Origin of the sequence: Curtobacterium sp. TC1, from assembly GCF_019844075.1 — a bacterium.
Lineage (GTDB): Bacteria > Actinomycetota > Actinomycetes > Actinomycetales > Microbacteriaceae > Curtobacterium.
Genome location: NZ_CP081962.1, coordinates 101,450 through 114,112, shown reverse-complemented (window position 1 = coordinate 114,112; position 12,663 = coordinate 101,450). Strand labels below are relative to the sequence as shown.

Sequence of the window (12,663 nt, the reverse complement as noted above, 5' to 3'; positions counted from 1 at the left end):
CTCCACCCTGGACGCGGGGATTCCCATTCGGAAGTAGTTACCCAGAAGTGCGTTGATACCCAGGAGGAAAGCTTGGCGACTATCACGGCGGCGGAGAAGAAGGCAGCAGCGAAGGTGCAGTACAACGCGTTCCTCGCCGCATGCCCGAGCCAGCAGTTGCTCGCGCAGGTGTCCGGCAAGTGGGTGACTCTGGTGTTGTCGGCTCTGGGGAGTGGGCCGGACTGCGACGGCGAACCACGTCCCATGCGGTACTCCGAACTGGCGAGGGTCCTGGCGGGTGTGAGTCCGAAGATGCTGTCGCAGACGCTGAAGTCGCTCGAACGTGACGGCCTGGTCGACCGGACAGCAACCGCGACTGTCCCCGTATCCGTGACGTACGAACTCACCGCCCTCGGGATCTCCCTGCACCAGACGGTCCGGCAGCTCAAGACATGGTCCGAAACCCACCGCGATGACGTCTCAGCACATCAAGCGCGGTTCGACGCCGCCCGATAGTCGGTCGTTCACCGCTACACGCCAACTGTCGCCCTCAGAGCGCTCCGTTGTCTTCTGCTGTCTGACCAGGGGGTTCCCGTATGCCTGTCCCGCAAAAAAGCCCGGTGAAGGCACGGCGGATTCTGATGGTCGACGCAACAGTTGGTCGATTTGGGGCTGGTTTCGGGGTAGCTGGAGGGCTGTGTTGCGGCGCTTCTCGGCGTTGAATCGTTGGGTTGGAGTGTCGTAGTCGAGGCGCTTTCGCGGGCGGTTGTTGAGATCGTTCATGACGGTGGTGACGTGGCTGGGGCTGTGGATGGCGAGGTTGGTGCCCTTGGGGAAGTACTGCCGGAGGAGCCCGTTGAAGTTCTCGTTCGCGCCGCGCTGCCATGGGCTGGAACGGTCGGCGAAGAACACGGGGACGCCGGTCGTGGCGGTGAGCTGTTCGTGGGCGGCCATCTCGACGCCCTGATCCCAGGTCAGCGACCGTTTAGGTGGTTGGGGATCGCGGCGAACGCTTCCGTGATCGCAGCGTTGACGCTGCGCGCGGTGTGATCGTTCGGGAGGTTCAGGACGATGCCGTAGTGGGTGGTGCGTTCACGGAGGGTGGCCATCGCGGACACGGAACCGACACCGACGATGAGGTCGCCTTCCCAGTGGCCGGCGGTCTGCTTGTCGGCTGCGTCGGCGGGACGCTCGGTGATGCTGGCCATGTTCCGGATCCGGGATCCTCGACCGATGGGGTTGTTCCACCTGGTGCGTCGGACTCGACGTCCGGTGCGGAGTTTGCCCGTGTAGCGCTTGTGCAGGCCAGCATCTTCCCGGAGGAGCAGGGCTCGGTAGATGGTCTCGTGGCAGATGCGCATGGCCGGGTTGGTGGGGTAGGTCTTTCGTAGCCAGTCGCTGATCTCTTCCGGTGACCAGAACCGGTTCAGCTTCCGCTGCACCAGCCGCCGAAGCGCGGCATCGGCGACGAGGCGGTGCGGTTTCGGACGAGCGCGTTGGCGCCTGGCGTCATCGTCAGCAAGATGCGGCAAGTAGTCCCCGCTTCCCGTCCGGTGCCGTCGGAGCTCGCGACTGATCGTCGAGGGGTGCCGGCCCAGACGGACGCTGATCTGGCGTATCGAGAGTCCCAGTCGGCGCAGGTCGGCGATCTCGAGCCGTTACCGCAGCGCCAAGTAACGTCCCGACGACGCCGGCTCGATAGGGCTCGCTGGCGGGATGCGGTAGCCGGCTCGTTGGCGAATCAGGGTGCCGGAGCGTCGAGACATGCCAAGCAGTCTGCAGGCGTCGGTGTTGCTCATGCCCTGCCGCATCAGCTGCCAGTACTCGTCCTCAACGTCGCGGGCCTTTCGCCCTCGCCGCGTCGTCGTCAGTGACAGCTCAGCAACGCGCGCCGACGCTGCCAACGCCTTGCGCAGCGCCGCCGCGGCGGCGCTCTGGTCGCGGCGGAGTCTGCTCTGCCGTTCCCGTTCGAGCAGGTCAGCGCGCTTCCCGCTCAGCCGAAGCGTGACGGCGACAGACGCGACGGAGCTTCCCTCCCGGAGCTCGTCGAATCGGCGTCGGACGAGCCGGTAGCCGGTCGCGCGGCCCAGCCCGGCTCCGGCCGCGGCAGCTTCGACAGATGCACCCGCGTGAAACGCCGACCAGAACCGCTCCTCGACGCTCAGCTCGACGCGCAGATGATGCCTGCCGTCGAGGTTCAGACGCGCTTCCCACGAGGCCACGCGACTGCTCGTCACACCGACGACGGTCAACGCTGCTGCAGGGTCAGAACCGGAACGGCGCAGCTGCAGATACCGCTCGCGAAGGAACCGGTACCCGGTCTCCTTGCCGACGCCAGCGATTCGGGCGGAAGGTTTGAGACCGCGCCCCTCCCGGATCAGGGCGAGGAACCGGACAGCTTGCGGAGACGACAGGGACAAGTACAAGGGCAACACCTCGGAGGAAGGTGTTGCGTCGATCAAGTGAATCCGGGGGGGCGCCAAACGCTACACGGTTTCGCGCTTCCCCTCGGGGTGCTCAGCAGTGGGCGTCGCGGGGGAGAGTGCGGTGGAGGTAGCGAGCATCCGATAGAGCGTCGTGCGGTCGACGCTGAGCTGACGGGCGACAGTGGTCTTGGGGACACCGGTGCTGATGAGTCGGCGTGCTTCGGTGATTTGGCCGTCGGTGAGTTTTCGCGAGCGGCCCTTGTACTTGCCGGCGGCCTTGGCGATACGAATCCCTTCGCGTTGGCGTTCGCGGATGAGGGTGCGTTCGAACTCGGCGAAGGCGCCGAGGGTTGAGCATGAGCCGGCCGATGGCGTCGTCGGTGTCGCGGCTGTAGGTCTGCTGCTCTTTGACGAACTCGACCGATGCGCCCTTGGCGGTGATCTCGTCGACGATGTTCCGCAGGTCACCGAGGGAGCGGGCGAGCCGGTCCATCGATGCGAATCGGACGGGGTCGCCGTCGCGGACGTATCCGATGCAGTCGAGCAGCGCGGTTCGGTCGGTGCGGGAGCCGCCGGAGATCTTCTCTTCGAACAGTCGGTCGACGTCGCCGATGGCCTAGAGCTGTCGGTCGAGGTTCTGATCGATTGAGCTCACCCGAACGTAGGCGACGGTCTGCGTCTTGCGTTGCACCACTCCTAGACCCTCGCACACTCCTGTGGCAAAAGAGCGGAACGGCACCCTAGAACTACGCGAAACGAACAGCAGCGTGGCCGTAGCGCTGGGGTATACCCCAGAGAGGCAGCGATCACGCTGACAGTACCGCCGTATCCGATCTCGGCGACCTAGAGAGGGATGCGTGCTTCTGCCGCTCGTTGCTAGTTGCGCGGCTGGTCGTTGGACGGCTTCGGAGGAACGTAAACCCCGGAGGGTGTCTGTGGGGCCCGGGTGGGCGCCGGGCGGTTGCCTGTGGGAGCGGCGCCCCTGGTGATGGCACCCTCGGTGACGTGATCGTGATTCGGCTGTCGGTCGTTCATGCGGATTCGTCCTCACTGTTGGGGTAGAGCCATTCAACTATCGCCCCGTCGGGGATGCTGAGCCAGACACCCGCCGTGTTCTCCAGACGTTCGCCAATGGTGCCGCTCTCGTCGACGGCGAACTGCTCTTGAATGTAGATGTCGCGAGAGTGCGGGTAGGTCGACACGAAGCTCTCACCACTGACCCAGCCAGCGACACGTTCACCGCTGGGCAAGAGCACTTTCACCCAAACGTCCGTCTTGCGAGGCGCCGCCTTGTCCCAAGCTGTTGGCGTGCTCTCGTGCGCGGTTCGACGCCGAGGAAACCGGATCCAAGACGGCCACCAGTGCCACCGCAACGGGCGCCAGGCCACATCCGCGTGCCATCCGAGCGCTAGGGCCGCTGGAATGATGACGCCGAGTAGCGTGGCCAAGAACCCCGCTTGAGCAGGGTGAGCAGCGAGTTCAGGCCTAGGGTTCGCGAGGAAGGGCACGAGCAGCTTCCCGAAGAGCCACAGATAGACAGCATCGAGGACGACGCTCACCAAGAGCGCGTCGAGGATTCTCGTCGAGGCCGTCTGATCGGACCATTTGAAGCCGCGGAGCCAGGATCGCACTCCGGCGAACACGACGCCCGGAATCACCAGGGCGACCAAGGCCACAACGCCAAACATGGACTCAGGTAGCGTCACTCGCATCTCCTTCTGAGCAGTCCTGCTCGTCGAGCATAGGCCTCCGATGTCGGGTCTTGTCGGTAGACTCGTGATCAAACCCACCTCGGAGCAAAGGAGCCCCAAATGACCAGTACGAAGACCGTATTTGTAGCGTTCGCGATCGAGGACGAGCGCCAGCGTGACTTCCTCAAGGGGCAGTCGCTGTCCCCTCGAGCCCCTTACGAGTTCATTGACATGTCAGTCAAGGAGGCTTACGACTCCGACTGGCAGAGCAAGGTGCGGACGCGCATCCGTCGCTCGGATGGTGTGATCGTTCTTGTGAGCAAGAACTCCGCTGCTTCGACAGGGCAGAAGTGGGAAATCGCCTGCGCCAAGGAGGAAGGTAAGCCGATTCTGGGCATCTGGGCGTACACGGATGACCGGGCGACGATTGCGGGCGTCTCCACCAAGACTTGGAGCGACAAGAATATCAGCGACTTCATCGATTCGCTCTGATGGGCATGCGGAAGGCTCTAGTCGTTGGAGTCGATCACTACGAGCATCTACAGAGCCTTCGCGGATGCGTCAACGACGCGCATGACGTTGAAGGCGTTCTCGAGCATCACGCTGATGGCACGAAGAACTTCACAAACCCTCGGCTCATAACGGCCACTAACGCAGAGACGGCGATCAGTCGAGGGGATCTGAAGGATGCGGTCCGTCAACTCTTCGAGGACGACGCAGAAATCGCGCTCTTCTACTTTTCAGGCCACGGTTTCCTTGAGGACACAGGTGGATATCTCTGCACCAGCGACGCCGCATCCGGTGACGACGGCGTGGCTCTCGCGGACGTGGTGACCTTCGCAAGCAGGTCTCCGGCGACCAACAAGGTGATCGTCCTCGACAGCTGCCACAGTGGGGCGGCGGCGGCGAACACCGCAGCAGCCGGGCAAGCGCAGATTCACAATGGCGTCACGATCCTGGCTGCATCAACCGCGGAGCAGTACGCAATGGAGTTGGGCGGGTCCGGTGTGTTCACAGGCCTCCTCATCGACGCTCTGAACGGTGCGGCAGCGAACCTGGTTGGGGACATCACCCCAGGAAGTGTTTACGCGCACATCGATCAATCTCTAGGCCCCTGGCAACAACGACCGGTCTTCAAGACAAATGTAAAAACCTTCGTTTCATTGAGGAAGGCGACGCCACCGATCTCCCTCGGCGAGCTTCACCGTCTGGTCGAGATATTCCCGGAGCCGGATTACCAGCTACCGCTGGATCCGTCGTACGAACCTGACCGGTCCGCCGAACAAGCTGCTGATCCAGCGATTCCCGAGCCCGACCCGGTCAACAATGCGACCTTCAGGGTGCTACAGAACTATGTGAAGGTGAATCTAGTCCGCCCGGTAAATGCTTCGGCAATGTATTTCGCCGCAATGAATAGTACTGCTTGTGAACTTACAGTCCTTGGCGAGCACTACTGGAACCTCGTGCATAAGGGGTTAATCTGATGACGGGTTCGACAGACCAATTCTTGCAGACGACAGCTGCGTTAGAGGCCATTGCCGCAGTGGAGCACGAACGATGGGCGCATTGGCAGGAATATCTACACAGTCAGTGCGATCAGCTCGATGACGGGAGCCTGCGTATCCCCGCTCACCTAGTCGACCGATGGAGAAACCAGGCCACGACAGCGTACGCCGACCTCACCGAGCAAGAGCGCGATAGCGATCGCGAACAAGCTCGAGAGTACGTGTTGGCCCTGCGCCGCGCCAACGCACTGGCTTAGGTTCAAGGAGCGCAGAGCTTCCGCGGCCGAGTGGTCCTGAAATAAGGCGCCATCATCGGCGCAAACACCAGCGGCCGGGCACCCGAGGGGTGACCGGCCGTTGCTGCGTGTGGGGGAGTGGATCTTGGCGAGTTTATCGGAGTTGCCACGCTTCGGGGCGCTGCCAGAGGATGCGCGGCCGCTGCGGTTGCCGGTCTTGCGAGCTGCGGCGATGCAGTCGGAGAACGCTTCGCGGAGCTGCTAGGCGTTGTCGGACAGGTCAATCTCGTAGTGACTGCCGTCGAACGAGAAGTGAACCGTTTCCACCGCCGCGGGCCCGCTGATTCCGAACTAGTCCATCAGGCCGAGCTTTTTTGAAATCACCCCGGCGTGTTGTAAAGCCTGGGGGAGTGCTTCCTTATCAGGATCAAAGTCGAGACCGCCCCTGTCTCGCGTGGAGTCGAATGGGCTTGCCGCAACCCGCGTGGACCAAACAGGGATTACTTGCCCTTCATCAATTCGACTTTTGTAATTGCTCGCCTCGAATAGCGTCCATCGCTTGCGCCCGTACATTTCGCCGAGTACCACAACCACATACCTTGAATTTGAGGCGTAAATGGGCGCAAGGAAGGCTTCAATGTCTTCCCCGAGGAAGCGGTGCTGCTCGGCCATATCGTAAAAGACTGTATGTCCGAGATCCTCCAAGCCGTCGCGTAGAGCATCAGCGTAAGCGCGATCTTCTCCGGCAAACGACAAGGCGATGTCGTACGTCTCTTCGTAGTCGACTTTAGCGAAACCGACTTCGCGCACAAAGTCTGGCCATGATATGGATCGCAGGTAAAAGGTCAGCATTGGGTCCTCGACGGACAGAATGGAACCATGCTCGTTGAAGTGGAGAAGCCTGCTGATCTCTGGTGAGCTGACCTGGCTAGCAAGGTATCCGCGATCGAGGACGAGGAAGACGCTGGCTTTTTCGGTTGGGTGATGCCTCATTTCGTCTTCGATCGAAATGCTCCACGCATCCGACTCCGCAAGCCATCGGAGAATGTGCAGGTATGGTGCCCGCCCGCCGGGGCGGAACCGTGTGCCGCGGGCGAAGCTTCGAACCGCGTCCCCAAATCGGTCCCTCTGACGTTCCACAACCTGTCGTTGCACCGCCGCATAAGGCGTGTTTACGGCTTTACGTGAAACCGGACGTTCGAGCACATTGGCTTGAATGCAGGCGTTCATGCACAAAAGCTGAGCGATGTAGAAACTGCCGCGAGAGCGTTCCACAATTAGGGATTTGGCGGCGAGGGTAATATTTAGAGCACCCTCCCCTGCCTCTACAAGCTCCTGAATTTTTTGAGGAAGTTCGATTTCGAATCGGACCACTTCAAGTCGATTTGTCAGATCTGGGGCAGTGTCAATGAGGGATTTTCCAGCGTCATTGATACCGATAATGACGAGCTTACGCTGCTCGTCCTCGGCGTCCGCTGTCACCTTCAGTAGGTCGGCAATGCGCCCCTTGACCGATTCCTCTAGGCGGTGAAAGTCGTCGATTACCACGGTACCAAACTTGCCGAGGTCGGGCAGGGCCTCTAGATACTCAACGTCAGTGGGCTCGCGTGCTGAGAGACGTGTGACATTCGCGTCCATCTCAAGCTCTCGAAGGGCCTTGTCGATCGCGGTCGACTTCCCGATTCCGGATGGCCCCTCGACGATGACACCCCGTCCCGGGGTGCGAAGTGCAACTTTGAGCCTCGGGAAGGCCGCCGGGGGGACGAAGGTATGGGTTGGGATGCCGGAAGTCTTGAACACTTCCTCAACGCGAGTACGGCTCATGTGGTCATCGTAGGGCGCGGGGACTCCTTGCGGCGCTCACTGGAGGGAATGCCAGCTGTGTGGGGGAAGTCGACCGGCACGGGCTGCTCGTGCAGGCCGTCGCTGCTGTGCAGGTGTTCGAGCCACCGGTCGCACTTGCGGAACGGTCCGCGGCTGGAGTCGAACAGGACCGCCGCGCGACGGTCCCAGTGCGACAACGACCAGTCAGACGGCGCTGACAGGTCGTCGGCAGCATCCGCTTCGGCCTGCTCCTGGGCTTGCCAGAGCGCTCAGAGTCGGGACACCACCTCGGGGCGCTTCCACCACTCCGGGCAACAGGGAGCCCGCTCGTCGGTGTGCACGTACTCGACGCCGGCGAAGTGCGCCGTTACCCAATCGAGGAGCACCGCACGCATACTCACCTGCCCCACGTCCTCGTCGTCCTCGCCGGCGAGTTCCGGGTCCGTGAGCTCGGGATCGGTGAGCTCCGCGGCCGCGTCGTCCATTCTCGCGGGGTCGAAGCCCTCGATGTCAGCCACGAGCGCCCGCCTGCACCTCGTGCGGAGCCGCGGTCGGCGCCGGGTCGTCCTGCTCGATCAGCGTTCGCAGCGCGACTGGAAGTACGTGTTGATCGGCATGCCGAGCGAGCTGTAGAACGAGTACCCGGACGGCAGCTCCGGCCACCGTACGATGTTCGCGCATTTGTCCAGCTCGGTCACGACGGGCACTGTCAGCCGGCCGCGCGCGGTGCGCTGCGCCTGTTGTTCCCGGACTTGCAGATGGCACCGATGAGCGTGGTCAGCAGCGCGCCGGCGGAGCCCACGTCGTCCTTCGACAGCAGCTCGAGCAGATTATTTGACTGCACGAATGCATCGACGTCGAACCGGCGCACGCCGGGTGCGCTCGCTCCTTCGAGCAATTCGAGCACTGAGGCGGCCCTTGAGTCCTTAGAACCTTAAACTGACATAAGAGCGCGGTATCGGCTGGTCTCCCGGAGCCGTCGGACGCTCTAGAGCTGCCGGAGTTCGCTGCCTCGCGATCGCTATTCGGCTCCGTGCGGAAGGGCGAGGGTGTCCCGCGGTGCGTCACGCCAGAAGCCGGTCTTTGCGAGAGCCTCTGGGTGCAGGCGAGGTCTCACCTGTACCCAGGGCAGCTGCTACTCGCAGCGTTCGCAGCGGCGCCAGCCGTTTGTTCCGGGCTCCCTGTTGTAGGACGGGATTTGTCGGCCTACAGGGCAGTCATTGTCCACGTGGTGGACGTCAGGATCCGACTCGTTCGTCGAGTGGTACGCGGCAACTCGCATGATTGGCTCCTTTGCCATCAGCGCTCACAAGCGTGAGCTTGCTCGAATGCTACGGCTGGCTCCCGATGGCGGCGGCGGGAGCCCGTGGCCTGTTTCGTTTTGCGGATCGGCGTGGGAGCGTGTTCCGTCGAGATTCGAATCACTTGTAGAACTGGGCGACGCCGCCATGGTGCGAGCATGCGCCCTGGTGGTGTGCAGCGTACGAGAGAGACCCGTCAACACAGAGAGCGGTTGCGCCGCCCCCGTCGGGCACGGCCGGCGCCGGCGCCGGGGCTGGTGCGACGTATGTGCCGACGCTCGTGACCTGCGCCACTGGTGGGGTGGTGACTTCCAGGCGAACCTGTTGGCGTCCGGTCTCTTTACCGTCGGTGATCGTGACGCGGTAGGTCGTGGTCTGGACACCACGGACGCCTTCGGTCGTCACGGTGGTCGTGCCCTGCGCGAGAGTGTCGTCCTCGACGGTCGTGGACTCGAACGGGATTCTGGCGGTTTCGGTGACGAGCTTCGTCGTTACCGTCGGTGTCGGTGTCGGTGTCGGTGTCGGTGTGTTGGTCGTCGCTGCAGCGTGTGGTGTCCTGGTGGGGGCGGGGGAGGCTGCGATCGCCGCCGGCTGATCGGCTGCGGGACTCGACGGGTGCGCGGCACCGAAGGCTGATCCGGAGCCGAGGAGTACAACGAAAGCGAGCCCTGCCCCGAGCGCCGCTGCGGAACGCTTCCGGGGGAGCCTGAGCCAGGTGGTGCGCCGGAACAACAGGCCGTAGACGGCAGTGATCAGCACCACCAAGGCGGTCATCAGCAGCATCGACCACACACCGCCCGAAGCAAGGGCGATCAGCGCCAGGATCGAAGTGCCAATGATCCCGACCCACGTCGTGGTGGGGAGCTTCCTGCGGCTGGTGCCGATCGGGCGGTGGCTGCTCGGATGGTGTGAAGGCATTGCGGCTCCCTGGAGATGAGGACCGCACAAGTCTGCGGGGCTGCCCAGCTCAACGCTTTCCCCCAGATCGGGGGTGAGCGGTGCGCCAACGACGTCGGAACATGCTCGAGCACTCGCGTCGTGAGCTCTCGGCACTGCATCATGAGCGAGACCCAAAGGAGGGGCACATGGGGATCTCGATCCGCACGAGTGTGAAAGCTGGGCCGCTGCGGTTCAACCTGTCGAAGTCAGGTATCGGTGTTAGCGCGGGGGTGCCAGGGCTTCGCATCGGCGCAGGGCCCCGCGGGAACTACGTACGGGTCGGTTCCAGCGGCGTGATGTATCTCTCATCGAAGCCCGCGCGAAGCAGACCCAGTGTCCAGACACCGCCAGTGGCGTCCGTGCCGTGGAACCCAGCTGAAGTCCTCATGGATGACACCAGCGGCTTATCTGCGCTCGAGCTCCGGCCGACCGGCGGCGACGACATCGTGCAGCAGCTCAACGATGCTGCACGACGACCGCGCTGGGGCTGGATCGCTGCGATTGCCGCCTTCGGGATCGGGGCAGTGCTCATGCCGTGGGGACTCATCGTCTGGGCACTCGCTATCCCGGGCTGCTGGTGGCTGTTCCTTCGTGACGGGCTCCGGAAGAACGTCGTTCTCTTCTACGATCTCGAGGACAACGCAGCTCGTTGGTTCGACCGGTTCGTCACCTCATGGGATGCCACTTCGAGCAGCGCCAAGCTCTGGCGAACCGTCCAGTCGGGCCAAGTCCAGACCACGTACCAACACAAGGTGAACGCTGGCGTCGGCTCCATCGTCCAACGAGTCTCCGCTGAGGCACGCATTCAGCAGCCGAGGTATCTCGCCACGAACATCGACATCCCGACCGTCCGGGCGGGGAGCGAGACGCTCTACTTCCTGCCGGACCGGCTTCTCGTGGGCACCGGCAAGCGCTACTCGGACGTGGCCTACCGGCATCTGACCGTACGGCGGTCAGTGACCCGCTTCGTTGAACAGCCGGGACACGTGCCGAAAGACACACAGCTCATCGGCGAGACCTGGCAGTACGTCAACGTCAAGGGCGGCCCGGACCGGCGCTTCAAGAACAACCCCGCCCTTCCCGTCGTGCAATACGGTCGGCTGGAGATCAGCACAGCGCAAGGCTTGTTCTGGAGCGTGCAATCCTCACGCGTGACCGCCCTCGACGAAGCGGGCTCGCTCCTCGGGATGGCGCCACGCTGATGCCGTTACCGAGCGGGATCGCCACTTGACATAAAACCGCCGTATCGGCCTCGATGAGAAGAGCCGGCTGCCCTCGAGGGCAGCCGGCTCTTCTCGTGGGGGAGTCGCGTCAGTGTGCGGCGTCGTACGCCTCGCGGACGGCCTGGCTGATGCGGCCGCGGGAGGAGACCTCGTGGCCGTTCGCGTTGGCCCACTCGCGGATCTTCGCGAGCTCTTCCGAGTTCCCACGCTTCGATGCGCCCCCGGAACTGGTACGCCCGGCGCGGCCGCTGACCTTCCGCGCGGCAGCGACGTAGTCAGAGAGCGTTTCGCGGAGCGCGTCAGCGTTGTCGTCGGTGAGATCGATCTCGTAGTGCCCGCCGTCGAAGGAGAAGGACACCGTGCGCCCCTTGCCTTCCTCGATGGTGTCGCCGGTGAGGTCATCGACCAGGTGAGTGGTGACTTTCTGCGCCATGGAATTTACCTTTCGATTGGGAGCTGCCTCTACTGTGACAGATATCTCGTCGGGCGCGCGTCTTTGCAGATTCAGAGCAAAGTCAGATTTGGATGAGCCGGGGACAGGCCTGCTAGGCTCCGGGCGCCTAACCCATGCTCGTTATCGGGCTGTCTGCAGTTGGGTGAGACCGGTCGATCGTCCAGGCACGGTAGCCGAGACCGCGTCGGATGCCGAGGTTGTCGTCGTTGTACGTGCCGAGGTTCAATCGTCGGAGTTCAGCGCCGATCGACGCTGCAAAGCGCTCGTTCATGCGTCGCGCTGCCAGATTGTCATTCTGGGTGGCAAGGGCAATGTTGCGGTCCGGGGCCTGCTCCGCGACGGCGTGCATCAGCGCAAGGCCGATGCCGCGGCCACGTGCGGTTCCCACGACCCCCACGGTCTGGATGAACATCGGGTCCGATGCCGCGGTGTCGGTCATCGAGACGCAGAACCCGACAGGTGTTTGCCCGACCATCGCGAAGAGCACCAACTGTCCGGCGATCGTTTTGTCGTTTTCGGACTCTGGTTGGGGGTCGATCGGTTCGCAGGCACCCTGCATGTATCTCAGCCAACGAGCGTCAGCGGAGCCTGCTGTTGCCTCCCGGATCGTGAACTCGGATGAGGTGAGTTCCTCCAGCGAAGTGAGCCATGCCGCGAGGCTAGGGTCGAAGGCTGGATGCAACGGGTAGCGGTCAGATCGGATCTCGTCCACGGGTTCACGCTACGGCTGCCGTGCTTGAACGTGGGTCGCTGTGGTTCTTGGAGGTTTCGATGATCCCAAGGGCGGCCACGTTACGCTGGGCGTCGCTCGGCAGCTAGCTCGGCGGGGGACTTCCGCTCTGCAGCGAAGTCCAGGGCGCCGTTGAGGACGCTGCCGTGCCTGATGACCTGGTCGATCATGCTCGCTATGTCTCGCGTAGCTCTCCCCAGCCGGGCACGTCACCGGGCGGGTCTGATGCGACATCTGCGTCCGCGGACTTCCAAGGGCACCGACACGGGCGCCGGGCCGTGCGGTAGCCGATCGGCTATCGAGACATCGCGCCGGCGTGGTACAGCACGCCCGAGCCGTTCCGGGTCCGGGCTTG

General features: G+C 63.3%; 14 protein-coding genes and 4 pseudogenes. 6 read left to right on the top strand and 12 right to left on the bottom strand.

Going from position 1 to position 12,663, the window contains the following annotated elements; genetic code table 11:
* Positions 1-72 precede the first annotated feature (72 nt).
* Positions 73-495 (top strand): winged helix-turn-helix transcriptional regulator, encoded by a 423-nt coding sequence (locus KZI27_RS00565; RefSeq protein WP_222657432.1) that lies wholly within the window; start codon positions 73-75, stop codon positions 493-495.
* Here KZI27_RS00565 and KZI27_RS20130 read toward each other — a convergent pair.
* The 5 genes and pseudogenes from KZI27_RS20130 to KZI27_RS00550 form a co-directional block, all read right to left on the bottom strand.
* Positions 460-1,589 (bottom strand): annotated as a pseudogene (locus KZI27_RS20130) (IS30 family transposase). The gene KZI27_RS00565 and the pseudogene KZI27_RS20130 overlap by 36 nt on opposite strands.
* Before the next feature lie 48 nt (positions 1,590-1,637).
* Positions 1,638-2,441 (bottom strand): hypothetical protein, encoded by an 804-nt coding sequence (locus KZI27_RS20125; RefSeq protein ID WP_261783838.1) that lies wholly within the window; start codon positions 2,439-2,441, stop codon positions 1,638-1,640.
* 24 nt (positions 2,442-2,465) lie between these two features.
* Positions 2,466-2,612 (bottom strand): hypothetical protein, encoded by a 147-nt coding sequence (locus KZI27_RS20340; protein ID WP_315971192.1) that lies wholly within the window; start codon positions 2,610-2,612, stop codon positions 2,466-2,468.
* Between the two features lie 114 nt (positions 2,613-2,726).
* Positions 2,727-2,952: pseudogene (locus tag KZI27_RS20335) on the bottom strand (recombinase family protein); the annotation flags it as partial.
* A gap of 484 nt (positions 2,953-3,436) precedes the next feature.
* A complete protein-coding gene (locus tag KZI27_RS00550) occupies positions 3,437-4,111 on the bottom strand; it encodes a DUF6338 family protein (protein WP_222657431.1) in 675 nt (224 codons plus the stop codon).
* A gap of 105 nt (positions 4,112-4,216) precedes the next feature.
* Between KZI27_RS00550 and KZI27_RS00545 the strand changes: the two genes are divergently transcribed.
* Together KZI27_RS00545 and KZI27_RS00540 are read left to right on the top strand one after the other, a co-directional pair.
* Positions 4,217-4,588: a TIR domain-containing protein gene (locus KZI27_RS00545; protein ID WP_222657430.1), complete on the top strand. Its 372-nt coding sequence runs from the start codon at positions 4,217-4,219 to the stop codon at positions 4,586-4,588.
* A gap of 5 nt (positions 4,589-4,593) precedes the next feature.
* Positions 4,594-5,580 (top strand): caspase domain-containing protein, encoded by a 987-nt coding sequence (locus KZI27_RS00540; RefSeq protein WP_222657546.1) that lies wholly within the window; start codon positions 4,594-4,596, stop codon positions 5,578-5,580.
* Between the two features lie 608 nt (positions 5,581-6,188).
* On the opposite strand, the gene KZI27_RS00535 is transcribed toward KZI27_RS00540, so the two are convergent.
* From KZI27_RS00535 to KZI27_RS00530, 3 genes and pseudogenes are all read right to left on the bottom strand, one after another.
* Positions 6,189-7,661 carry a TIR domain-containing protein gene (locus tag KZI27_RS00535; protein ID WP_222657429.1) on the bottom strand — a complete coding sequence of 491 codons (1,473 nt, stop codon included), beginning with the start codon at positions 7,659-7,661 and terminating at the stop codon, positions 6,189-6,191.
* Positions 7,658-7,918 (bottom strand): annotated as a pseudogene (locus KZI27_RS20425) (hypothetical protein); the annotation flags it as partial. The gene KZI27_RS00535 and the pseudogene KZI27_RS20425, both read right to left, overlap by 4 nt.
* Positions 7,919-7,930: 12 nt before the next feature.
* On the bottom strand, positions 7,931-8,179 hold the full coding sequence (locus KZI27_RS00530; RefSeq protein ID WP_222657428.1) for a DUF4913 domain-containing protein: 249 nt from the start codon (positions 8,177-8,179) through the stop codon (positions 7,931-7,933).
* Between KZI27_RS00530 and KZI27_RS20115 the strand changes: the two genes are divergently transcribed.
* Positions 8,169-8,294: a hypothetical protein gene (locus KZI27_RS20115; protein ID WP_261783836.1), complete on the top strand. Its 126-nt coding sequence runs from the start codon at positions 8,169-8,171 to the stop codon at positions 8,292-8,294. The genes KZI27_RS00530 and KZI27_RS20115 overlap by 11 nt on opposite strands.
* A gap of 76 nt (positions 8,295-8,370) precedes the next feature.
* Here the strand turns inward: KZI27_RS20115 and KZI27_RS00525 are convergent, their stop codons facing one another.
* Both KZI27_RS00525 and KZI27_RS00520 read right to left on the bottom strand, forming a co-directional pair.
* On the bottom strand, positions 8,371-8,568 hold the full coding sequence (locus KZI27_RS00525; protein WP_222657427.1) for a hypothetical protein: 198 nt from the start codon (positions 8,566-8,568) through the stop codon (positions 8,371-8,373).
* A 514-nt stretch (positions 8,569-9,082) separates the two neighbouring features.
* Positions 9,083-9,880 carry a G5 domain-containing protein gene (locus KZI27_RS00520; protein ID WP_261783835.1) on the bottom strand — a complete coding sequence of 266 codons (798 nt, stop codon included), beginning with the start codon at positions 9,878-9,880 and terminating at the stop codon, positions 9,083-9,085.
* A 101-nt stretch (positions 9,881-9,981) separates the two neighbouring features.
* Between KZI27_RS00520 and KZI27_RS20420 the strand changes: the two are divergent.
* Both KZI27_RS20420 and KZI27_RS00515 read left to right on the top strand, forming a co-directional pair.
* Positions 9,982-10,134, top strand: a pseudogene (locus KZI27_RS20420) (DUF4236 domain-containing protein); the annotation flags it as partial.
* Between the two features lie 153 nt (positions 10,135-10,287).
* Complete coding sequence (locus KZI27_RS00515; protein WP_261783834.1) at positions 10,288-11,103, top strand: hypothetical protein; 816 nt, start codon at positions 10,288-10,290, stop codon at positions 11,101-11,103.
* 109 nt (positions 11,104-11,212) lie between these two features.
* Here the strand turns inward: KZI27_RS00515 and KZI27_RS00510 are convergent, their stop codons facing one another.
* Together KZI27_RS00510 and KZI27_RS00505 are read right to left on the bottom strand one after the other, a co-directional pair.
* Positions 11,213-11,557: a histone-like nucleoid-structuring protein Lsr2 gene (locus KZI27_RS00510; protein WP_222657425.1), complete on the bottom strand. Its 345-nt coding sequence runs from the start codon at positions 11,555-11,557 to the stop codon at positions 11,213-11,215.
* Between the two features lie 127 nt (positions 11,558-11,684).
* Positions 11,685-12,290 carry a GNAT family N-acetyltransferase gene (locus KZI27_RS00505; RefSeq protein ID WP_222657424.1) on the bottom strand — a complete coding sequence of 202 codons (606 nt, stop codon included), beginning with the start codon at positions 12,288-12,290 and terminating at the stop codon, positions 11,685-11,687.
* Positions 12,291-12,663 lie beyond the last annotated feature (373 nt).

What these genes read in the sequence shown, in the direction of transcription:
- KZI27_RS00540 (WP_222657546.1), top strand. Translation starts at nt 4,594, where the DNA reads ATGCGGAAGGCTCTAGTCGTTGGAGTCGATCACTACGAGCATCTACAG.
- KZI27_RS20115 (WP_261783836.1), top strand. Translation starts at nt 8,169, where the DNA reads ATGTCAGCCACGAGCGCCCGCCTGCACCTCGTGCGGAGCCGCGGTCGG.
- KZI27_RS00520 (WP_261783835.1), bottom strand. Translation starts at nt 9,880, where the DNA reads ATGCCTTCACACCATCCGAGCAGCCACCGCCCGATCGGCACCAGCCGC.
- KZI27_RS00515 (WP_261783834.1), top strand. Translation starts at nt 10,288, where the DNA reads ATGGATGACACCAGCGGCTTATCTGCGCTCGAGCTCCGGCCGACCGGC.
- KZI27_RS00510 (WP_222657425.1), bottom strand. Translation starts at nt 11,557, where the DNA reads ATGGCGCAGAAAGTCACCACTCACCTGGTCGATGACCTCACCGGCGAC.
- KZI27_RS00545 (WP_222657430.1), top strand. Translation starts at nt 4,217, where the DNA reads ATGACCAGTACGAAGACCGTATTTGTAGCGTTCGCGATCGAGGACGAG.
- KZI27_RS00535 (WP_222657429.1), bottom strand. Translation starts at nt 7,661, where the DNA reads ATGAGCCGTACTCGCGTTGAGGAAGTGTTCAAGACTTCCGGCATCCCA.